At 66.3% G+C, this 22,822-nt stretch carries 16 protein-coding genes; 6 read left to right on the top strand and 10 right to left on the bottom strand.

Annotated elements, in window-relative coordinates; all coding sequences use genetic code 11:
• Nucleotides 1-502: 502 nt before the first annotated feature.
• The 10 genes from AC56LN_RS15235 to AC56LN_RS15190 form a co-directional block, all read right to left on the bottom strand.
• Nucleotides 503-1,996, bottom strand: a complete 1,494-nt coding sequence (locus tag AC56LN_RS15235) for an adenosine deaminase (RefSeq protein ID WP_499572912.1) — start codon at nt 1,994-1,996, stop codon at nt 503-505.
• Nucleotides 1,997-2,204: 208 nt separating this feature from the next.
• Nucleotides 2,205-3,527 carry a guanine deaminase gene (guaD, locus tag AC56LN_RS15230; protein ID WP_499572910.1) on the bottom strand — a complete coding sequence of 441 codons (1,323 nt, stop codon included), beginning with the start codon at nt 3,525-3,527 and terminating at the stop codon, nt 2,205-2,207.
• Nucleotides 3,527-4,531 (bottom strand): xanthine dehydrogenase accessory protein XdhC, encoded by a 1,005-nt coding sequence (xdhC, locus tag AC56LN_RS15225; protein ID WP_499573299.1) that lies wholly within the window; start codon nt 4,529-4,531, stop codon nt 3,527-3,529. Before xdhC ends, guaD begins: the two co-directional genes overlap by 1 nt.
• Before the next feature lie 2 nt (nt 4,532-4,533).
• Complete coding sequence (gene xdhB, locus AC56LN_RS15220) at nt 4,534-6,867, bottom strand: xanthine dehydrogenase molybdopterin binding subunit (protein ID WP_499572908.1); 2,334 nt, start codon at nt 6,865-6,867, stop codon at nt 4,534-4,536.
• Between the two features lie 10 nt (nt 6,868-6,877).
• A complete protein-coding gene (xdhA, locus tag AC56LN_RS15215) occupies nt 6,878-8,347 on the bottom strand; it encodes a xanthine dehydrogenase small subunit (RefSeq protein WP_499572906.1) in 1,470 nt (489 codons plus the stop codon).
• Between the two features lie 203 nt (nt 8,348-8,550).
• Nucleotides 8,551-9,492 carry an allantoinase PuuE gene (puuE, locus tag AC56LN_RS15210; RefSeq protein WP_499572905.1) on the bottom strand — a complete coding sequence of 314 codons (942 nt, stop codon included), beginning with the start codon at nt 9,490-9,492 and terminating at the stop codon, nt 8,551-8,553.
• 86 nt (nt 9,493-9,578) lie between these two features.
• Nucleotides 9,579-10,751 (bottom strand): hypothetical protein, encoded by a 1,173-nt coding sequence (locus AC56LN_RS15205; protein WP_499572903.1) that lies wholly within the window; start codon nt 10,749-10,751, stop codon nt 9,579-9,581.
• Nucleotides 10,751-11,122, bottom strand: coding sequence for a response regulator (locus AC56LN_RS15200; RefSeq protein WP_499572902.1), 372 nt, complete (start codon nt 11,120-11,122; stop codon nt 10,751-10,753). Before AC56LN_RS15200 ends, AC56LN_RS15205 begins: the two co-directional genes overlap by 1 nt.
• 131 nt (nt 11,123-11,253) lie before the next feature.
• Complete coding sequence (locus AC56LN_RS15195) at nt 11,254-12,576, bottom strand: aminotransferase class V-fold PLP-dependent enzyme (RefSeq protein ID WP_499572900.1); 1,323 nt, start codon at nt 12,574-12,576, stop codon at nt 11,254-11,256.
• Nucleotides 12,573-14,966 (bottom strand): TonB-dependent receptor plug domain-containing protein, encoded by a 2,394-nt coding sequence (locus AC56LN_RS15190; protein WP_499572898.1) that lies wholly within the window; start codon nt 14,964-14,966, stop codon nt 12,573-12,575. The genes AC56LN_RS15195 and AC56LN_RS15190 overlap by 4 nt, the downstream gene beginning before the upstream one ends.
• A 188-nt stretch (nt 14,967-15,154) precedes the next feature.
• On the opposite strand from AC56LN_RS15190, the gene uraH reads away from it, so the two are divergent.
• From uraH to pilB, 6 genes are all read left to right on the top strand, one after another.
• Nucleotides 15,155-15,508 carry a hydroxyisourate hydrolase gene (uraH, locus tag AC56LN_RS15185; RefSeq protein WP_499572896.1) on the top strand — a complete coding sequence of 118 codons (354 nt, stop codon included), beginning with the start codon at nt 15,155-15,157 and terminating at the stop codon, nt 15,506-15,508.
• 1 nt (nt 15,509) lies between these two features.
• Nucleotides 15,510-17,273 carry a DUF4153 domain-containing protein gene (locus AC56LN_RS15180; RefSeq protein WP_499572894.1) on the top strand — a complete coding sequence of 588 codons (1,764 nt, stop codon included), beginning with the start codon at nt 15,510-15,512 and terminating at the stop codon, nt 17,271-17,273.
• A 225-nt stretch (nt 17,274-17,498) separates the two neighbouring features.
• Nucleotides 17,499-18,725: a porin gene (locus tag AC56LN_RS15175; RefSeq protein ID WP_499572892.1), complete on the top strand. Its 1,227-nt coding sequence runs from the start codon at nt 17,499-17,501 to the stop codon at nt 18,723-18,725.
• Between the two features lie 9 nt (nt 18,726-18,734).
• Entirely contained in the window at nt 18,735-19,136 is a 402-nt protein-coding gene (locus tag AC56LN_RS15170; RefSeq protein WP_482897525.1) for a type 2 periplasmic-binding domain-containing protein, read from the top strand.
• Between the two features lie 66 nt (nt 19,137-19,202).
• On the top strand, nt 19,203-20,780 hold the full coding sequence (locus AC56LN_RS15165; protein ID WP_499572890.1) for a methyl-accepting chemotaxis protein: 1,578 nt from the start codon (nt 19,203-19,205) through the stop codon (nt 20,778-20,780).
• 300 nt (nt 20,781-21,080) lie between these two features.
• Nucleotides 21,081-22,805, top strand: a complete 1,725-nt coding sequence (pilB, locus tag AC56LN_RS15160; RefSeq protein WP_499572888.1) for a type IV-A pilus assembly ATPase PilB — start codon at nt 21,081-21,083, stop codon at nt 22,803-22,805.
• The last annotated feature ends 17 nt before the right edge of the window (nt 22,806-22,822 follow it).

Raw genomic sequence — 22,822 nt, 5'->3', positions numbered from 1 at the left:
CAAAAAGAACTTCAAAGTTGTTTGTTGGACGCCCGACGGACGTCCTCCCCTGCTTTACTGCTTGTTATATTCGTCGTGCCGCGTCAGTGATTCAGCCGGCAAGCGGCTGCGATTGTATCGGTACAATGTTTCAACAAAATGACACGATGTGTGGTTTGATTTACACCAGAATTGCGCCAATATGCATCAGCGTTTTCAGCCCGACAAATTCAATTTGGCTTGGCTATTCAGAGCTTTTTCGTATAAATCGTCCCGTCGGCGTTGTCGTTACGCGACATAAATCGTGTCATTTGGCGCGCTTTATGACATGGCGGAATTATATGCGTGGCATTCCACGGTGAAATTTTTTCGGCAAAAAATCAGTAGAACCAGCGGTACAAGGGGAAATTCTGTAGCGAGAAGACGACAAACCTGACTTCTAGACGAACTTAGTGCCGAAAAGTCGAAGGTTGTTTATGACAGGGAGGCGATCCGGCGAGCGCCGGATCGGGGGTGACACACTTTATTTCGCGCGCGCGGCCTGGGTCGCCATGGCGGCGACCTGGGCCTCGAATCGGGCGTAACGCCCGTCGAGCTGTTTCGTTAACCGTTGCTTTTCTGCCACAGGCAGGAAGGCATAGCGGATGCTGTTGTACGACGCCTTCTTGATTTCCGCGTAAGACGGTTTGAACTGGCTGGCAAATTGCACGTACTCGTGCGACAGCGTGTGGCGGGTCACGCCAGCGTCGTCGGTCGAAATCACGTACGGCACGCCATACTTGCGGTACAGATGGATCGGATGATCCGCGCCTGCCACGCCGCTGATGAACGCGTTCGAGGTCAGGTTGATCTCGACCGGAATATCCTTCTCGCGCATCGTCTTGATGATGGCCGGTGCGTTGGCTTCATGCGCCAGGTCGAGGCCATGGCCGATGCGGTCGGCGCCGGCAACGCCCAGGGCGCTGTCGATATGAAACTTCAGGCCTTCCGGTGGCACCTCACCCAGCGCCAGTTCGCCCGCATGCATCGCCACTTTCACGTCCGGGTACACCGTTTTCAGGAAGCGGAACATCTTCATGTGCAGCAGGTAATCGCGCATCGACACGTGCAGGCTTTCCTGGCCGACGATGTTCACACCGACGATGCGCCCGCCCTTGGCCGCGGCCTTGAAGCTCGACACCATCGCCGAAAACACCTGCGACGGCGCCAGGAGGCGCAGCGTGTAGTTCTGGTAGCGCATCGTGAAGCGCTCGTCGTCGATGCCTTCGGATGCCGCATTGATCTGCGCGACGAAGCTGTCGATCGACGCGTTGTAGGCGGCGTTGGCGTCCAGCGCCGCCAGCTCGGCGCGCAACTGGGCGGCCAGCGCCGCGTCGTCGTTCACGCTGGCGCGGGTGCTGGTGTCGAAGGCGGCGTTGGCCACGAACGGCGAGAGCAGGAACATCGTTTCGATGTAGCCGACGTTTTCGGCAATGGCGCGCGCCTTGATCTCTTGCAGGCCTTCGCGCAGATTGTCGTTGGCCACCGGGCCGAAGTAACCGAAGGTGCCGAAGAACAGGCGGTCCGGCGCCGGCTGGATCGCGACGTGGTTGCTGAAGTCCTTGTTCGACCAGCGCTTGACCAGCTCGCGCCAGGTGTTTTCGTCGGCATTGACGTCGGCGCCCGACAGGCAGGTGCGCTGGGCAGCCGGTTTGGCGCGCTGCGCGGCGATGGTCGCCTTGTCGGTCTCGATGCGGTAGGTGTTCTTGTCGATGCAGAAGCCCTGCTTGTCGACGAAATCGACATAGGTCTCGGCATAGATCGCGCCCGAATAATGGTGGTGCAGGTCGCCACCCTTGGGCATCTGCGTGAAGAACATCGTCAGCTCGGACCGGCGCGGCGTGCTGCCCTCGATCAGGCCGGCGTAGTGGCGCGCGGTGGCCGCTTCGTTGGCGGTGACCGATGGCGCCCGGGCCAGGACGGGCGAAGCGACGACGGCCAGCGCCAGCAGCGCACTGCCGGGCAAATACTTGTGCATGGTGAGACTTTCAGGATGGATGGCAAGCGTCAGACTCTAACGCCTTCGCCCGGGGTTGGCAATATTGCAGCCTGGGCCGCCGCCGTGACGTCTTTTGTGCGTAGGGTGGACGGCTCCGCCGTCCACGCGGTGATGGTTGGCCGCCAGATCATCCGGCACGAGAACGGCGCCGCCAACGATCAACGCGTGGAAGGCAAAGCCTTCCACCCTACGTGGTCGCGGCAAATGAACGTTCGTGCACCTGCCGGCCAAACGAATACGTCGCGGCCACCGTACGGTCATCCCCCAGCAGCGCCAGCGCGAACAGCAGCTCTTCGAGCGAGTGGCTGTGACTCGTGCGGCGCGCCATCAGCGGCGTCGCTTCGCGGTCCAGCACCACGAAATCGGCTTCGAGGCCCGGTGCGAAGCTGCCGATCGTGTCGTCCAGCCCCATCGCGCGCGCTGCGCCCAGCGTGGCGAGGTAAAACATGCGCAGCGCCGTCAGGTAGCTGCCCTTCATGCGCGCGACCTTGTACGCTTCGTTCATCGTCTGCAGCAGCGAGAACGAGGTGCCGGCGCCCACGTCCGTGCCCAGCGACAGCAGCATGCCGGCCTTGTCGGCGCGCTCGAAGTCGAACAGGCCGCTGCCCAGGAACAGGTTCGACGTCGGGCACACGGCGGCGGCCGAGCCGGTGGCCGCCATGCGTGCCATGTCTTCGTCATCGAGCCAGATGCAGTGGCCGAACATCGCGCGCGGGCGCATCAGGCCATAGCTGTCGTACACGTCGAGATAGCTGCGCGCCTGCGGGAACAGCTCGCCCACCCAGGTGCACTCTTCGCGGTTCTCGGCCACGTGGGTCTGGATGAAGGTGTCCGGATACGCCGCCGCCAGTTCGCCCGTCAGGCGCAGCTGGGCTTCGGTCGACGTTGGCGCAAAGCGCGGCGTGATCGCGTACAGCGCGCGGCCGCGCTTGTGCCAGCGCTTGATCAGCGCTTCGCTCTCCCCGAGCTCACCTTCGAGGTCGCGCAGGAAGTCCGGGCAGTTGCGGTCCATCAGCACCTTGCCTGCCACCATGCGCAGGTTGCGCGCTTCGCTCGCGGCAAAAAAGGCGTCGACCGATTGCGGGTGCACGGTGCAGTAGACCATTGCCGTGGTGGTCCCGCAGCGCAGCAGCTCGTCGAGGAAGAAGTCGGCCGTGGTGCGGCCATCTTCGTGGTCTTCGTAGCGGCGCTCGGTCGGGAAGGTATAGGTCTCGAGCCACGGCAGCAGGCCCGGGGCTGGCGAGGCGATCATGTCGGTCTGCGGGTAATGCAGGTGCGTGTCGATGAAGCCGGGGACGATCAGCTTGCCGCGGTAATCGACGGGTTCGAGGCCCGCAGGCAGCGTGGGCGCGAGCGCGGCGTAGTCGCCGGCGGCCTTGATGCGGCCATCCTCGACGAGCAACAGGCCGTCTTCGTGAAACAGTGCGGCGCCATCGTCGAACGCCGGATCGGCGCGAAAGTGCAGCAGGCTGGCGCGATAGGCCTGCACATTGGGTGATGCAGTGGGCATTACAGAAATTCCGGTTGAGGTTCGGGGTGATGTACAGCGTCCCGTGCAGCTTCCCACACGGCCAGCAATTGCGCCACACTCGATGCGGCGATCACGGCCGGGGCCTTGCCGGCAATATCGGGCAGGCCGATCGGGCAGACCATGCCGGCCAGGCGCGCATCGTCGATGCCGCGTGCGCGCAGGCGCGCTTCGAACTGGCTGCGTTTGGTGCCTGATCCAATCAGGCCGAACCAGTCGGGCGTCGCAGGATGCTGGGGGCGTGCCAGGATCGCGTGGCACAGGCGCAGGTCGAGCGCATGGCTGTGGGTCATGACGAGAAAGCTCGTGCCCGGCGCGGCGTGTGTCACCAGCACCTCGGGCGTGTCGGTCGCCTCGATCGTCACGTTCGGGGGAATCGACGCGGGGAACATGGCGTCGCGTTCGTCGACCCACGTCACGCGGCATGGCAGCTCGGCCAGCGCGCGCACGATGGCGGCGCCGACGTGGCCGGCGCCGAACAGCATCAGGTGCGCGCGCGGCGCCAGGACCGGGTCGAGCAGCCAGCGGCGCCCGCCCTCGCCTTCCAGCACCCGGGCGTCAGGCGCGCGTTCGAACGCCGGCACGTCCGGCGTACCCGCGAGGGGCGCCGCGTCGTCGAACAAGGCCCACTCGCACGCGCCGTCCAGCGCAACGAGGCGCCAGGTGTCGACGTTGCGGCGCGCGCGCAGCAGGTCGACCTGCGCGGCATCGACGCGCTCGAACGCCAGCCAGGCGACGCCGCCGCAGCACTGGCCGAGGCTCGGGCCCAGCGCAAAGCGCTCGAAGCGGCGCGCCTCGCCCAGCGCCAGCATCGCGCGCGCGATCTCCAGCGCCCGGTGTTCGAGATGGCCGCCGCCGATGGTGTCGTCAAAGTCGCGTGCGCGCACCCGCATCTTCGCGCCCGGCTCGCGCGGCGCCGAACCCTTCACGGCCGCCACCGTGACCAGCACGGACGGCACATCGCCACGAGCGCGCAACCAATCCATCGTCACGCGCGCGCGCCGGCGGCGCCCTCGACAAACGCGATCGCGTCCAGAATGGCTTCGCTCGTCGCGGGGGCATTCAGCGGTGGATTGACCCGGTGCCCGCCCACGCTCGAGATGGCGTCGCGCAGTGCGAAGAAGACCGAGAACGGCAGCAGCAGCGGCGGCTCACCCACGGCCTTGGAGCGGTGGATGCTGTCTTCGACGTTGGCATTGTCGAACAGCGCGATGCGGAAATCCTCCGGACAATCCGAGACCGCCGGGATCTTGTAGGTCGATGGCGCATGCGTCATCAGCTTGCCGGCCGGGTTCCACCACAGTTCTTCGGTGGTCAGCCAGCCCATGCCCTGGATGAAGGCGCCTTCGACCTGGCCGATGTCGATCGCCGGATTGAGCGAGCGGCCGGCGTCGTACAGTGCATCCACGCGCAGCAGCTTCCATTCGCCGGTGAGCGTGTCGACCACCACTTCCGACACCGCCGCGCCGTAGGCGAAGTACGAGAACGGGCGGCCCGTCATCGTCTTCGGGTCCCAGTGCAGGCCAGGCGTCGCGTAGAAACCATCGGACCACAGCTGCACGCGCGCCAGGTAGGCTTTGGCGACAACTTCCCCGAACGGCAGCGCCAGGCCGCCGACGAACACGGTCCCGGCGGCGAAGCGCACCTCGCTGGCCGCGCCCCCGTACTGCTGCGCCGCGAATTGCGCCAGGCGCGCGCGGATCTTGCCGGCCGCATCCTGCGCGGCCTTGCCGTTCAGGTCTGCGCCGGTCGAGGCGGCGGTGGCCGACGTGTTCGAGACCTTGCTGGTGTTGGTCGCCGTGGCGCGCACGCGCCCCAGCTCCACGCCCAGCTCGTGCGCGACGATCTGCATCACCTTCGTGTTGATGCCCTGCCCCATCTCGGTGCCGCCGTGGTTGACGAGGATGGAGCCGTCCACATAGACGTGCACCAGCGCGCCGGCCTGGTTCAGGTGCGTGACGTTGAAGGCGATGCCGAACTTGAGCGGCGTCAGCGCCAGGCCCTTCTTGAGCACGGGGCTGGTGCGGTTGTAGTCGTCCACGGCCGCGCGGCGCGCGCGGTAGTCGCTGCCGGCTTCCAGCTCGGCCACCAGTTCGGGGATGACGTTATCGACGATGGTCTGGCCGTACGGCGTCACGTTGCGATCCTGCGTGCCGTAGAAATTCAGGCACCGGATGTCGAGCGCATCGCGGCCCAGGTTGCGCGCGATCTCATCCAGCACGTATTCGATGGCGATGGCGCCCTGCGGACCACCAAAGCCGCGAAACGCGGTGTTCGATTGCGTGTTGGTCTTGCCGCAGGCGGCGCGGATGTCGACGTCGGACAGGTAATAGGCATTGTCGAAGTGGCAGACGGCGCGCGTGGCCACCGGGCCGGACAGGTCGGCCGAGTAGCCGGCGCGCGTGACCATGTCGACCCGCGCGGCCAGGATGCGGCCCGCGTCGTCGTAGCCGACTTCGTAGTCGTAATGGAAGCAGTGGCGCTTGCCGGTGACGAGCATGTCGTCGTCGCGGTCGGCCCGCAGCTTGACGGGGCGGCCCGTCCGCACGGCGGCGATGGCTGCCGCCGCCGCCCACAATGCCGACTGCGATTCCTTGCCGCCAAAGCCCCCGCCCATGCGGCGGCACTCGACCGTCACGTGATGCGAGTGCAGGCCAAGCGCATGGGCGATCACGTGCTGCATCTCGCTCGGGTGCTGGGTCGACGAGTACACGTGCATGCCGCGGTCTTCGCCGGGAATCGCGTACGCGATCTGGCCTTCGAGGTAGAACTGCTCCTGCCCGCCCACGTAGAGCTGACCGTTGACGGTGTGCGGCGCACGCGTGAATGCCGCTTCGGCGTCGCCGCGCGTCAGGCGCATGGGCGGCAGCACATACGATTGCGCGGCGCGCGCCGCCTGCGGGGTCAGGATCGCCGGCAGGTCCTCGTACGTCACCTGCGCCAGGCGCGCCGCGCGGCGTGCGTTGTCGTGGCTGTCGGCGACGACGATGAAAATCGGCTGCCCCACATACTGCACGAGGCCATCGGCCAGGATCGGATCATCGTGGATGATCGGGCCGCAATCGTTCAGGCCCGGGATGTCGGCCACGGTCAGCACGGCGACCACGCCGGCGCTGGCACGGACCGGCGCCAGGTCGATGGCGGTAATGTGCGCATGCGCCTGCGACGACAGGCCCAGCGCCGCATGCAGCGTGCCGGCCAGTTCGGCAATATCGTCGGTGAAGGTCGCGCCGCCACGCACGTGCAGTTCGCTCGATTCGTGCTTGCGCGCGCGGCCCACTTCGGCCCAGGCGTCCAGGTTCTTGATGCCGCCGTCATTCATGGTCGTCTCCTCAGGCGCCGGCGAAGGCATTGACTGCCTGCGCGGGCAGCGGATCGTGCAGGCGCGTTTCAAGCCAGAAGCGGCGCAGCAGATTCTGCGCGGTGCGCATCCGGTAGTTGCTCGAGGCCCTGGCATCCGACAATGGCGCATAGTCGCGGCCCAGCGCCGCCATCGCGGTGGTCATAACATCTTCGCTCCACGGCTGGCCCAATAGCGCGGCCTCGGCCTGCGCGGCGCGCTGCGGCGTGGCGGCCATGCCGCCGAACGCGATGCGGGCGTCGACGATCGTCTCGCCGTCGAGCACGATGGCAAACGCGGCGCACACGGCCGAGATGTCCTGGTCGAAGCGCTTGGCCAGTTTGTAGGTACGAAAGCGCAGGCCCGGACGCGATTGCGGCAACGGCACGCGCACAGCCTGGACGAATTCACCCGGCTGCAGATCCTTCTTCTGGTAGCCCAGGTAAAAATCGTCCAGCGCCAGCACGCGCGTGCCGGTGCTGCTGCCCAGGACCACCTGGCTGCCCAGCGCGATCATCCACGGCATCGAGTCGCCAATCGGCGAGCCATTGGCCACATTGCCGCCCAGCGTGCCCGCATGGCGGATCGGCAGCGATGCAAAGCGCTGCCAGAGTTCCGTCAGTTCAGCGGGATAGCGCGCGGCCAGTGCCTGGTAGGCGTCCTGCAGCGAAACACCGGCGCCGATCTCCAGCATGCCGTCCTGTTCGCGCATTGTTTTGAGCTCGGCGACCTGGCCGAGATAGATCACATCGCCCAGTTCGCGCAGGTGCTTGGTGACCCACAGCCCGACATCGGTCGAACCGGCCAGCAGCACGGCAGCCGGGTGTTCTGCCCGTAGCGCCGCCAGTTCGGCCACGGTGCGCGGCACGTGGAAGTGCTGGCCATGCGCGGCGTACGTGAAGCCGTGGCTGCGCTGCAGCGCGCGCAGGCGCTCGGCCAGCGCAACGCGGTCGAACGCGACCGGCGGCAGTTCGACCATGCGGCGCGCAGCGTCGATGATCGGGCGGTAGCCGGTGCAGCGGCACAGGTTGCCGGACAGCGCATCGTTGATCTGGCAGCGCGATGGCGCGCGCCCTTCCTGCTTCAGGTACATGCCGAACAGCGACATCGCAAACCCCGGCGTGCAAAAGCCGCATTGCGAGCCGTGGCATTCGACCAGCGCCTGCTGCACGGGATGGGGCGCGCCGTCGGGCTGCGCCAGGTCTTCGACCGTGAACAGCGCCTTGCCGTCAAGGGTCGGCGTGAACTGGATGCAGGCGTTCACGGCGCGCAGCGCCAGCTCGCCGTCTTCCAGCGAACCGAGTACCACGGTGCAGGCGCCGCAATCGCCCTCGGCGCAACCTTCCTTGGTGCCGGTGCAGCGCAAGTCCTCCCGCAGGTGCTGCAGGATGGTTTGCGTGGGCTTCACGTCGCGCAGTTCGCGCACCTGGCCCTGGTAGAAGAAGCGGATCGGTTCTGACATGCCTGTCTTTGGTGAGTGGATTTGGGGACGCCAAAGGCGGAAGGCTACCATCCAGGGGATGCCAACTTATAATCGCCGAATGATATTGCTCATATCAAGAAACATATACGTAGGGTGGACGGCTATGCCGTCCACGCGTTCAAACCAACCAAGCTCCGTAGTATGCGAAGGCGGGTTGAACGCGTGGGCGGAATCCGCCCACCCTACCAAGGGTGCACCGTTGTCCAATGCCGGGCGATGTCGATGCGGCGCGTGACCCAGACCTTGTCGTGCCGGCCCACGTAATCAAGGAAGCGCGCCAGCGCCGCCGTGCGGCCCGGGCGCCCCGCCAGGCGGCAATGCAGGCCGACCGACAGCATCTTCGGCTGGTTCAGGCCATCCGGGTCGCCCTCGGCGTACAGCACGTCAAAGGCGTCCTTCAGATAGTCAAAAAACTGCGTGCCCGAATTAAAGCCGCCGGCCGAGGCGAAGCGCATGTCGTTGGTGTCGAGTGTGTACGGCACCACCAGGTGCGGCGTGCGGCGCACCACCCCATCCGGCCCGGTTGCCTCAACGTGCTGCCAGAACGGCAGGTCGTCGCCGTAATGGTCGGCATCGTAGGCAAAGCCGCCATGCTCGACCACGAGGCGGCGCGTGTTGGGTGAATCACGCCCCGTGTACCAGCCCTCGGGCGGCGCGCCGGTCAGGTCGCGGAAAATGGCCACGGCTTCGTGCAGGTGCGCGCGCTCGGTGGCTTCGTCGATGTTCTGGTACGAGATCCAGCGCAGGCCGTGGCAGGCAATTTCGTGCCCCAGTTCCTGGAACGCGGCCACCGCCTCGGGATGGCGCGCCAGCGCCTGCGCCACGCCGAACACGGTCAGCGGCAGCTTGCGGTCTTCGAACAGGCGCAGCAGGCGCCACAGGCCGGCGCGCGAGCCGTATTCGTAGAGCGACTCCATGCTCATGTGGCGCGCGGGGAAGGCGCTGGCGCCGACGATCTCGGAAAGAAACGTCTCGGATGCCGCATCGCCATGCAGCACATTGTTTTCAGCGCCCTCTTCGTAGTTCAGCACGAACTGCAGCGCGATGCGCGCTGCGCCCGGCCACTGCGGATGGGGCGGCGTGCGGCCATAGCCAGCCAGGTCACGTGGGTAGGAAGTCGGCATCAGCAGTCCAGAGGGAAGTTTGTCCGATCATATCGTGCCATGCGATGCCTGCGGCAGTCCAGCGTGGATGCCCGGTCCGGCGCGCTCTACGTCAACTGCATCGATTCCACCACCGGTCCGTGGCGTACCTGGCCGTCGATGCAGCGTTCGGTGAGCGCGGTGCGCCCGAGTCCCCCGGCCGCCGCGACGTCGACGACCAGCGTCGAGCCGGGCGCTGCCTTTTGCAGAGCCGACAGAAAGTTGCCGAGCAGGCGACGCGTCAATGCCTGGCGATCGTCCAGCACCATGACGCGGTCGGCCGTACCCCATTCGAACTGCAGGCCGACGACGCGCGCTTCGGTGGCAAGCAGGTCCAGCAGGTCCTGCACGATGTCCGCAAGCGCCAGGGGCTCGGGTTCGGCCGGACCAGTGCGATCGAGCGCCAGCACGCGCCAGGTGCGGGCCTGGCGGGCGAACTGCGCGCTCATCGCCTTGGAAGTCTGCACCATGGCGGTGATGTCGCCACCGGCGGCGATCCGGCGCGCCGCAATCTCGATGCGCAGACGGGCGCTCGTCAGGCGTTGCAGCATGTCTTGCCGCAGGCGTTCGAGGGTGTGCTCCATCTCGTGGCCGCTGATGCCGGAGAGCCACTTAGCCAGCAAATCGCATTCCACCGCTTCCGTGGCGCAGAACAGGATGTCACGCACACGGTCGGCCGTGGCCAGCGTCCGTACCGACATGCTCAGCACGCCCATCGAACCATGCGGCCCGGTGATCGGTACACCCTGGCACGTGAAGGCATGAAAGCCCTCGATGAAATGTTCGGGGCCAACCAGTTCCACATAGCCGTTCTCGGCGATGGCGGTGCCAACGCCATTGGCGCCGGCATGCGCTTCATCCAGCAGGGAGCCCGGGCGCGGGAAATTCTCGTCGGCCATGGTTTCAGCGTCGCCGGTCAGGCACAGCAGCCGGCCGTCGGTATCCGCCAGCATCGCCGCGTGCCGGTGTTCACCTGCCGCTCTGGACAGTGCCCCGAGAAAGGGCGCGGTTGCCGTGATGAGCTCGTGACGCTGTGCCAGCAGCAGCTCGGTTTCGTGTTCGCCCAGCACATCGGCGCGGCCGAGGCGAGGATTGCACCCACTGGCGCGTGCACGGTTCCACGCCCTGAGCACGTACGGCCGCAGCGTGTCCGGCGCCAGCGCCTGGTGCTGCACGTAGCGTTCCCACGCGGCGCGCACCTGCCCGACATCGGGATGCCTGACGTTGGACAGAAACTGCATCAGGCCATTCCTGCACCTGGGGGACACGCGGCTGGCAGCAGGCGTCGCATCAGGCGGACCATCTGGTCGAACTCGAACGGCTTTGACAACGACTCATCGAAGCCGGCAGCGGAAGATTCGGCAGCCAGGCTTGCCATGGCCGACACCAGCACGGCCGGTGCCGTCAACCCGCATTCGCGCATCTGTTTGAGCGTCTGCGAGCCGTTCAACCAGGGCATCCGATAGTCGAGCATGACCAGGTCCGGCGCTACCCCATCACAAATGGCGGCCACGGCCCGTCGCGGGTCGTCGTGCAGCGACACCCGGAAGCCTTCAGTTTCAAGAAGCCATGCGACGCTCTCGAGCAAATCCAGCTCGTCGTCAACGATCATTACGTGCCATTTGCCAGTCATTGCCCATGATACACCGGCTTGCCAAAAATCAACTCAGGATTCATGGCGACACGCGGTATTGCGGCGCGATTCAAGCAGCCCGTGCAGACCCCGGCGAGGAACCTGTTTCGTCAGGATGCAGCAGCGCTTCCCTCGCTGCGCAGCGCCGCCACCAGCCGGTCGATCTGCGCCTCCGACGTGAAGATCGCCGGCGTGACACGGATGCAGGCGCCCGACGCCAGGCCATCGCGCATGACGGCAAACACGCCGTGCTCGCGCACGAGACGCCTGGCCAGCGCCACGTTCTCGGCCACCGTCGTGCGTCCGCGCAGGCGGAAGGCGGCAATCGCGCTGGTCAGACGCGGGTCGTTCGATGCCAGCACCTCGATGCCGTCGATCCCGCGCGCGGCATTGACCCAGCGGTTGCGCAGCCGGTGCAGGCGCGCCTGTTTGTTGGCCACGCCGATCTGCTGGTGGATCTGCAGCGCCAGCGGCAACGCCAGGTAGGCGGCAAAATTGACCGTGCCCGTATGCACCCGGGTGCGGATATCGTCCCCCGGCTGCTCGCCCATGTGCGGATCGATGTCGCCCACGCGCCCGCGCCGGATATAGATCGCGCCCACGCCGACCGGCGCGCCGATCCATTTGTGCAGGTTGATGCCGGCGAAATCGGCGTCCAGGTCCGGGATGCGCATGTCGAGCTGGCCAAACCCGTGCGCGGTGTCGACGATGACACCGATGCCGCGCGCACGCGCCATGCGGCTGATCTCGGCCACCGGCAACACGCAGCCGTTGCGGTGATTGACGTGGGTGAGCAGCATCATCTTCAACTTCGGATATGCCGCCATCGCCTGCGCGTAGCAATCGATCAGCGACTGGTACGTCGGCGCTGCCGGCATCGCGATCTGCACCACATCAACGCCGCGCCGCTCCTTGAGCCAGCCCATCGTCGTGATCATGTTGTCGTAATCGACATCGGCGCACAGCACCGTGTCGCCCGGACGCAGGCGGTTATAGCCCCCGATCAGCGCCTGCAGGGCTTCGGTGGCGCCGCGCGTGAGCACGATTTCGTCGCGTTCGACGCCCAGTGCCCGGGCCACGGCGCCACGCGCCGCCTCGTACTCGGCCGGGAACTGCACGCGTCCGTACCAGGCATTGCCGCGATTGACCTGCTCGACGAACCCGGCATACGCCTGCACCACGGGCCGCGCCATCGACCCCCAGTAGCCATTGTCGAGCATCGCGACCTCGTCGGTGATGTCGTACTGCGCGGCCACGCGGCGCCAGTAGGCATCGCTGGACGCCAGCGCGGCAGGCGTCATCGCCGGCGGCGTCAGGTCGACCGCAGGCGAAGCCGCAGCGGCGGCCGCCGGCATTGCGGACAACGCCAGCGGCGCCAGGGCGCCGGCCCGCAGCCAGGTGCGGCGGGCCTGATCATGACCGTGCTGGCTCAAAACTTCACCGTGTAGTCGATGTACAGGTTGCGGCCATCGGTGTCGTACGGCGCATTGCGCGAGTAGATCAGGCCGCGGCTGGCCTGGAATACGGCTTCGTCCGGGTACTTGTCGAACAGGTTGTCGACACCGAAGCGCAAGGTCTGCTTCGGCGTGACCTTGAGACTCATGGCCGCATCGAACAGGTGGATCGCGCCGAAGCGCTGGAAGATATCGCCGGTGGCGTTGCCGGTGCTGTCGGTCCATGAACCGTAGTGGCGCATGCGGGCCAGCGCGCTCCAGGCGCCACGCTCGTACGACGCGCTGACACTGGCCTTCTGGCGCGGCAGGCGGCTCTCGAAGATGGTCCGCTGCGTGGCGTTGGCAGCCACGCTGGTACTGCCGCCGTCGACGCGGGTCTTGTTGTAGTTCCAGGCCAGCGTCAGGTTCAGGCGCCCGTCGGCCACGCGCTGCAGGTAGTTGCCGACCACGTCGATGCCTTGGGTGGTGGTGTCGAAGTCGTTGGTGAAGTAGTTGACCGTCGTGTAGCGCAGCGGGTTGGCCACGCCGGCCGGCACCGCGAATGACGCCGAGGTGCTGAAGCGGTCACTCAGGTCGATCTGGTACAGGTCGACCGAACCGGAGAGCCCCATCGCGCTTTTCCAGGTCACGCCCAGCGACAGGTTCTTCGATTCTTCCGGTTGCAGCGGCGTGGCCCCGAGCAGGATCGCCAGCGGATCGCTGTTGGACAGTCGCCCGCTCGTAAACACCAGCAGCGTGCGGGTATCGAGCCCCTGGTTGGTGCTGCTGGTATTGAGCTGGCCCGGTGTCGGTGCACGGAAGCCCGTCGAATACGAACCACGCACGGCGAAGTCCGGCGTGACGGCATAGCGCGCCGACAGCTTGCCATTGAGCGTATCGCCGAATGCCGAAAAATCTTCATAGCGCAACGCGCCGCCGATGCTCAGGCGCGTGGTGACGGGCACTTCGACATCGACATAGGCGGCGTAGCTGTTCTGGTCCCAGCGCCCGGCCTGGCGTTCGCTGAAGCCAGGCGCACCGTTGGCGCTCGGGTCCAGCCCGTAGGCGGCGCCCGGGCCCACTGCGTACGAGGCCGGCTCGCCCGCCTGCACGCCATAGCGTTCGTTGCGGTATTCGGCGCCAAAGCCCACGTTGACCGGCTGCGCCAGTGCGGCCAGGTTCCATGCGTAGTTGAAGTTGGCGTTGACGATTTTTTCTTCCTGCGTCAGGCGCCCGAGGTCAAACGCGGTCGGGCTGGCCGGGCCGAGCGAGGCGTTGATGCTGTCGTGCAGGCCGTAGTCGATCCGGTTGCGGCCATACGAGGCGCTCAGGTCCCACGACAGATCGGGCGTGAACTGGCCGCGCACGCCGCCCAGCAGGTGCAGATCGTCCTGCTCGTTCGTGTATTGCGGGCTGAAACCGAGCGGAAACAGGGTGCGCACATCCCAGCCCGAAAAAGCCGGCGTGACGTTGTAGACGCTGCCGCTGGTATCCGGATTGCGCCAGTTGAAATCGGACGTGCCTTCGCTGCGGCCAAACAAGGCATAGCTGTAGGCTTGCGTATCACCACCCAGATCAAGCGTGGCGTTGTAGCCGATGCGCTGGCTTTCCAGCTCGGGCTGGCCCCAGCGCTGGACCGGGTTCGGCACGTTCAGCCCGGGATGCGCGGCCTGGAATGCGATCGCGTCGGGGCGCTGGCGCGTGCGCGACGTGGCATCCGATGTGGCCGCTTCGGCAAACAGGTTGAGGCGGCCGGTGGCGCCAAACGCAAAGCCGTATTTGGCGCGCACGGTGTTCGATTTGCCATCGCCTTCGCTGTACTGGCCATGCTGCGCATTGATCTCGCCGCCCGTACTGTCGTCGAGAATGATGTTGATCACGCCGGCAATGGCATCCGACCCGTACTGGGCCGAGGCGCCGTCGCGCAGCACTTCGATGCGTTTGACGGCGCTGGTCGGTATCTGCGCCATGTCGGCTGCCTGCGCGCCGCGCCCGCCGAGGAAGGCGCTGCGGTGAAAGCGCTTGCCGTTGACCAGCACCAGCGTCTGGTCGGGTGACAGCCCGCGCAGCGTGGCCGGGCGCACGAAGACCTGGCCATCGGCCATCGGCAGGCGCTGCACGACATACGAAGGCACCAGCTGGGCCAGCACGTCGTTCAGGTCGGACGATTCAACCGCCGCGATCTCTTCGCGGCTGAACACGTCGACCGGTGCGAGCGTGTCGAACTGGGTGCGGTTGCTGGCGCGGGTGCCGGTGACGATGACGGCTTGCGGCGCTGCCTCCCATTGCGGCGCCGGCACGGCGCCGGCGTCCTGGGCATGCACGCCGACCATGGCGTGGGTGATGAGCAGTGCGACGGCGCTGGCGATCTGGCTTCGTTGGATGTGCATTGTATTTTTCAAGGTGGATGGACATTGCTGCCGCCGCCCGCATCGTCATACGGGCCCGGCATATCGACACCCTAGCAATGCAATATTTCCTGGGTATGAAACCCTGACAACTTTGTGAGAATTCGGGACATTTCCGCAGTCACTTCGGGCGCGTTATGATGAGCCACCACCAGAACGCAAGGACACCCATGGGCAAGCTCACCACCCACGTACTCGACACCGCGCACGGCTGCCCCGGCGCCGGCATCACCGTCGAGCTGTACGCGATCGACGCGACCGGCCGCACACTGCTCAAGGCCGACCTGACGAACGACGATGGCCGCTGCGCCACGCCACTGCTCGATGCGGCGGCGCTGCAGCCCGGCCAGTACGAGCTGGTGTTTCATGCGGGTGACTATTACGCGGCGCGCGGCGTGGCCTTGTCCACCCCGCGCTTTCTCGACCGGATCACGCTGGGCTTCGGCATCGCGGCCACGGACCAGAATTACCACGTGCCGCTGGTGATGACGCCCTGGTCGTACTCGACCTACCGGGGCAGCTAGGTTGGCGCCGCACCGGCTCGGCCCCGCGCGCATCGGCATCGGCCTGGTCCAGGGTGCGCTGCTGTACCTGCTGTACACGGCGGCGCAAGACCAGACCTGGCCGGCAACTGTCCCGCTGCTGTTTGCGCCGCTGGTCGCGCTTGGCGTGCTGCTGCCGGTCATCCTGAGCAGCGCCCTCGGCCACCTGCCGCGCCGTACGATGGCCGGCTGGGTCGGCGCCGCGGCCGTTGCGATCGCGCTGCTGGCCATGTACGACATCTGGCGCCGGCTGGGCGGCGCCGACGTGCTGCACCCGACGCCCTCCGGCGCCCTGTGGGTGCGCCTGGCGGCCGGCTGCTTCATTGCCCACGCACTGGTGCTTGCCGGCGCGCGCGAGCAGCGGCGCGTGGCGTCGTATGCCACGTATTTCGACGTGGCCTGGACCCTCGGCCTGCAGCTCGCCTTCAGCGCCCTGTTCGTCGGTGCGACCTGGCTTGTATTGCAACTGGGTGCGTCGCTGTTCGACCTGATCCGGCTTGACTTCCTGAGCCAGGCCATGCGCAAGGCCTGGCTCTTCATTCCTGTCAACACGTTCGCTTTCGCCAGCGCGCTGCACCTGACCGACGTCAAGCCGGCCATCGTGCGCGGCATTCGCAACCTGGTGCACGTGCTGCTGTCGTGGACCTTGCCGGTGCTGACGCTGCTGGTGGGTGGCTTCCTGGCCAGCCTGCCGTTCACCGGTCTCGAGCCGCTGTGGGCCACGCGCAGCGCCGCCGGGATGCTGCTGTCGGCGGCAGCGGCCTTCGTGGTGCTGATCAATGCGGCATACCAGGACGGCAGCGAGCGCCCGGCCCGCGTCATCGCCGTGGCAGCACGCGTGGCAAGCCTGCTGCTGGCGCCACTGACGCTGCTCGCGGGGTATGCCCTCGCGCTGCGCGTGCTCGACCATGGCTGGTCGCTTGACCGCGTGATCGCCGCCGCCTGCCTGCTGGTGGCGGCGTGCTACGCCGGCGGGTATGCGGCGGCGGCCCTGCGGCGCGGCTGGCTGCCCACGCTGGCCGGCGTGAACATCGCCGCCGCTTTCACGGCGCTTGGCGTACTGGCGCTGCTGCTCTCGCCGCTCGGCGACCCGGGGCGCATCGCCGTGGCCAGCCAGCTGGCGCGCCTGGATGCCGGCCAGATCACGTTACGGCAACTGGACCTGGCGTATCTGTGGCACCAGGGCGCGCGCCACGGCCGCGCCGCAATCACGCGGCTCGAGGGCAGCACGACCGGGCCCGATGCCGGCTGGCTGCGCACCGAACTGGCGCGCCTGCGCCAGCCCGACATCGACACCGACACCGGCACCGGTGTCATGCAATCCGCCGACCAGCTGCGCGTCTGGCCCGAAGGCACCACGCTGCCGGCCGGCTTCGCGCAGACCGACTGGCGCCGCACGCGGCAATGGGCGCGCCTGCCGCGCTGCATGCGCAGCCAGAACGCCGTATGCGACGCATTCGTCCTCGACCTGGGCGGTGACGCCAGGCCCGAGGTCGTCGTCGTCGGCGCGGGTGGCGATGGCGGCGCCGTGCTGCGCCAGGACGCCCGTGGCGCCTGGGAACTGGCGGCCGGCCTGCCGGTCATGCTCGGCGACTGCACATCCTTGTTCGACGCCATGCGCGCCGGTCGTCTGCGCCCCGCGCCGCCGGTGCTGGCCGATCTGGAGATCGATGGACGCCGCATCCCCCTGCAAAACGATGCCGGCCACCTGGATTGCACCCCGCCGTCCGTCAAGCCCATCGACTAACTTGTCTTAATGGAATCTAACCTGACCACTTACTGTGTCAGTTAGGCCACACTACATCGCGAATTGTCTCGAATACTCTCCACGTGTCACAAAAGTGTTGCTGTCAATATTGCCGCGTGGATAGAATAAATTCCAGTATGTACCGGCGCTCTTGCTTGCTGCCCTTGTCAGCGCCGTCGTTTCCAGCAGCCTACGTTTCAGCCTAATCCTATTATGAAAAAAACAATGATCGCCAGTCTGCTGGCGCTGCCTCTGTGCGCGTCGGTCGCACAGGCACAGGAGAACGCCGTCAAGATCAGCGGATTCGGCACCGCTGCCGCTACCTACGCGGATGACGACCGCGCCGAATTCGCCCGCCCGAACCAGGCCAGCGGCAGTGCGGGCGATTTCCGCACCGGTATCGACTCGAACCTCGGCCTGCAAGCCGACTACACCGTCAACGAGTGGTTATCGCTGACCGCCCAGGGCCTGGTGCGCAAGGATGCTGAAGAGCACTACGGCGCCGAACTGACCTGGGCCTTCGCCAAATTCCGCATCTCGGACGAGCTGAGCGTGCGCGTGGGCCGTGTCGGCCTGCCGATCTTCATGATCTCGGACTATCGCAATGTCGGCTACGCCAACACGATGCTGCGCCCACCGTCGGAAGTGTATTCGCAAGTGCCGTTCAACAGCGTCGATGGCGCCGACATCACCTGGCGCCATGACTTCGGCAACACCAGCCTGACGACGCAGTTTGCCGCCGGCAGCACCAAGACCCCGGTGACCAGTTTCCACGTGCGCGGCAAGGACATCCTGGCGCTGAACGTGGTGGCCGAAAACGGCCCGTTCACGCTGCGCGCCGGCCACGCCCGCACCAAGGTCACGCTGGACGACCTGCCATCGCTCAATACGCTGGTCGGTTCGCTGCGCGCCGCCGGCGCCGGCTATCGCATGCCCCAGCTCACCGCGCTGGCAAGCGAGGTGGAAGCCAAGGGTGACAAGGGCACGTTCAATTCGATCGGCCTGACCGCCGACTGGAACAACTTCGTTCTGCAAAGCGAATTTGCCAAGCGCAAGACCGAGACGTACATCAACGACACCACGTCGTGGTACGTGATGGGCGGCTACCGCATCGGCAAGTTCCTGCCGTACTACACGCGCTCGGAACTGAAGATCGACAGCACCATCACCAACACCGTGCCGACCGCCTGCCCTGCCGGTTTCCCGGCCGCCTGCACCCCGACCCTGCAGGCGCTGCGCGCCGGCGTGAGCCGCATCGCCGTCTCGGGCGTCGGCCAGGGCGAGCAGACCACCGACACCATCGGTGTGCGCTGGGACTTCTACAAGTCGGCCGCGCTGAAGGTGCAGATCGACCGCATCAAGCCAACCGGCAGCGGCCTGTTCATCAACGTCAAGCCTGGCTTCTCCGGTCCCGTGACCGTCGGCGCCGTCGCCCTCGACTTCGTGTTCTAAGGAGCGACCATGAAAAAGATCCTCATCGCTGCCTGCCTGAGCACTGCGTTTGCTTCGCTCCCCGCTCTGGCCGAAGTCGTCGTCGTCGTCAACCCGAAGGCCGCCGAAAGCGCGCTGACCAAGGACCAGGTCGCCCAGTTCTTCCTGGGTAAATCGACGTCGATGACGCCGATCGACCAGCCTGACAGCGCCCCGGTGCGCGCCGAGTTCTACAAGAAGGTCGCGGACAAGGACGCGGCCCAGGCCAAGGCCCTGTGGTCCAAGCTGGTGTTTACCGGCAAGGCCACGATGCCGAAGGAAGTTGCCGACCATGCCGGCGTCAAGGCTGCCGTCGCCGCCAACCCGAAGGCCATCGGCTACATCGACAAGAGCGCCGTCGATGCCAGCGTCAAGGTTGTTCTCACCCCATAAGCAAGCAATAACGACGCCCGCCACCGGCATTACGCCGCGTGGCGGGCGTTGCATCTGGAGACAAGCATGAGCATCAAGCGCAGGATCTGGGCACTGCCCATCATTTCCGCCATCATCTTCGGCCTGGGCGCCGGCATCAGCGCGACCATCGCGAACGGCGCCCTGAAGTCGATCACCACCACCGAGTCGGTGGACTATCCGCTGATGGACGCTGTCAAGGTCCTGTCGCTCGACATCGGGGCCGTCACCGTCATGCTGACCGATGCCGTCACCGAAAACGACAAGGCACTCGTCGACCAGGCCAACAACCAGGCCGCCAAGGTCCGCACTGCACTCGACCAGCTGGGGAAGATCCCCGGCCAGCAAGCCACGAGCGCACGCCTGAATACCGAATTCACCGCTTACTACACGCCGGCACTGTCGTCGGCCCGCATCATGCTCGAACTGGAGCAAGGTGACCCGCAAGCCACCGTCGGCGCCATGCAGAAGGCCCTGGCGCTGCTGAATGCCGACCTGGCCAAGACGGCCGACCTGGCCCAGCGCCAGTTCGCTGCCGGCATCGAAGCCAGCCAGAACAGCGTGCGCCAGACCGTCATTGCGATGGTGCTGTCGGCCCTGATCGTGATCGCGGTACTGGTTGCGATCTCGTGGTTCATGGTCCGCACCATCTGGCAGCAGCTTGGCGGCGAGCCGGCCTATGCGCGCACGATCGCGCAGGCCGTGGCCGCCGGCGACCTGTCGATGGAGATCCATACCGAGGCGGGCGACAGCAGCAGCCTGCTGGCCGCGCTGAAGGAAATGCGCACGCGCCTGTCAACGCTGGTGGGCGACATCAAGGCCTCGGCCGACGCCATCGCCAGCGCCAGCAGCGAGATCGCCAGCGGCAACGCCGACCTGGCCAGCCGCACCGAATCGCAGGCCTCCAACGTCGACCGCACCACGCGTGCGATGGCCGAGCTGACCGGCGAAGTGCGCCAGAACGCCGCCAACGCCAGCGAAGCCAGTGCGCTGGTGGTCACCGCCAATGAAATCGCTTCGCGCGGCGGCGACGTCGTCGGCGGCGTGGTCACGACGATGGGCGACATCAGCGCTTCGTCCAAACGCATCGTCGACATCATCGCCACCATCGACGGCATCGCGTTCCAGACCAATATCCTGGCCCTGAATGCCGCGGTCGAAGCGGCCCGTGCCGGCGAACAGGGCCGCGGCTTTGCCGTGGTGGCCAGCGAAGTGCGCACACTGGCGCACCGCTCGGCAGCCGCCGCCAAGGAAATCAAGGAACTGATCGGCGACTCGGTCGCCAAGGTCGGCGCTGGCAGCGCGCTGGTGGACGAAGCCGGCGCGACGATGGCGCAGATCGTCGAAGCGGTAGGCAAGGTGCAGACCATCATGCTTGAAATCCGCGACGCCGGTACGCGCCAGAACGCGGGCATCGAAGACATTGGCCTGGCCATCGGCAGCATCGACGCAATGACGCAGCAGAATGCGGCGCTGGTCGAGGAAGCGGCGGCCGCGGCCGAATCGCTGACCGGCCAGACCAGCCACCTGACCGATGCGCTGGCGGTGTTCAAGCTTGCGCATGCGCCTGGCGTGACGGGCGTGACCGGTGCAGCATCGACCACCCGCCTGGCGCTCGCACGCTAGAACGCAGGCAGGTCTCACCTGCCGAAGTGTTGCGAAAACCCAGCTTTGCAAGGCGACCACAACCGTAATGGCTTTGCCAAGACTGTTTCATCGCCGCCAATGCGGCTCACTCTGTAGCGCGATCAAGATGCGCGCCGCCATGTGGACGATCCGGCATCGCATGCCAGATCGTCCACATGGCCGTCTTGCGGCCGGTCACACCAAAACCTTTACAAAAGTAGTGCCCATAGGCATCATCCTTTGACCCGCCGGTGACTCTGGCGCTCTAGTCACTTCCCTGAGGTACCACACCCGGCTCATATGGCAGCAGTCCTCCCTCATCCGACCACCGGCACACCGTTGTCGGGCCTTGCGCGCGCGCTCGTCCAGGCCAACCGCCTGAGCGCCGTGCAGGCGGACATGCTGCACAAGAAAGCCGCACAGGAAAAGGGCGCGTTCATCGATGCCCTGCTGGCCAGTGGCGCGATCGATGCGCGCTCGCTGGCCGCATTCTGCGCCGAGACCTTCGGTTATCCTCTGCTCGACCTGTCGACGTTCTCGGTGGGCGTGCTGCCCGCCAGCGCCATCGATGCCAAGCTGATGCAGGCCCAGCGCGTGATCGCGCTGGCCAAGCGCGGCAACAAGCTGTCGGTCGCGCTGTCGGACCCCACCAACAGCCAGGCGCTGGACCAGATCAAGTTCCAGAGCGAGGCCACGGTCGAACCGGTGATCGTGCCGCACGACGCCCTGCTGGCCCTGCTGGCGGCCATCGCCAAGGGCGCCGAGCAGGATCTGAGCGACCTGGCCGGCGAAGAAGCGGCAATTGAATTCGCCGACGACGACAAGGAAGCCCCGCCCCTCGAAGCGGCCAACGATGTCGAGGATGCGCCGATCGTGCGCTTCCTGAACAAGATCCTGATCGACGCGGTGACGATGGGCGCATCCGACATCCACTTCGAGCCCTTCGAGAAGTTCTACCGCATCCGCCTGCGCGTGGACGGCGTGCTGCGCGACCACGCGTCGCCACCGCTGGCGATCCGCGAAAAGCTGGTCTCGCGCATCAAGGTGCTGGCGCGTCTGGACATCGCCGAAAAGCGCGTGCCGCAGGACGGCCGCATGCGCCTGATCATGTCGGCCACGCGCACGATCGATTTTCGCGTCAGCACGCTGCCCACGCTGTTCGGCGAAAAGACCGTCATGCGTATCCTGGATGCGACCCAGGCCCAGATGGGCATCGACGCGCTCGGCTACGACCCCGACCAGAAAGCGCTGCTGCTCGACGCCATCGCCCGCCCCTACGGCATGGTGCTGGTGACCGGGCCGACCGGGTCCGGCAAGACTGTTTCGCTGTACAGCTGCCTGAACCTGCTCAACAAACCGGGCATCAATATCTCGACCGCGGAAGACCCGGCCGAGATCAACCTGCCCGGCGTGAACCAGGTCAATGTCAACGAAAAGGCCGGCCTGACCTTCCCTGTCGCCCTGAAGTCGTTCCTGCGCCAGGATCCCGACATCATCATGGTCGGCGAGATCCGCGACCTGGAAACGGCCGACATCGCGATCAAGGCCGCGCAGACGGGTCACATGGTGTTCTCCACGCTGCACACGAACGATGCGCCGTCGACACTGACGCGCCTGATGAACATGGGCGTGGCGCCGTTCAATATCGCCTCGTCCGTCATCCTGATCACCGCCCAGCGCCTCGCGCGCCGCCTGTGCACCTGCAAGCAGCCGCTGGCGACGAGCCACGAAGCGCTGCTCGCCGCGGGCTACCGCGAGAGCGACATCGACGCCACCTGGCAGCCGTACGGCCCGGTCGGCTGCGACCGCTGCCTGGGCTCGGGCTACAAGGGCCGGGTCGGCATCTACCAGATCATGCCGATCTCGCCCGCGATCGAGGCGCTGATCCTCGCCAACGGCAACGCGATGGACATCGCGGCGCAGGCCGAGAAGGAAGGCGTGAACTCGCTGCGCCGCTCTGGCCTGATGAAAGTCAAGCAGGGCCTGACCAGCGTCGAAGAAGTCCTCGGCTGCACCAACGAATAAGACCCTGAACAGGAACC

This window comes from Telluria sp. ZT3P26, from assembly GCF_059686035.1.
This window is presented reverse-complemented; position numbering and strand designations above follow the sequence as displayed.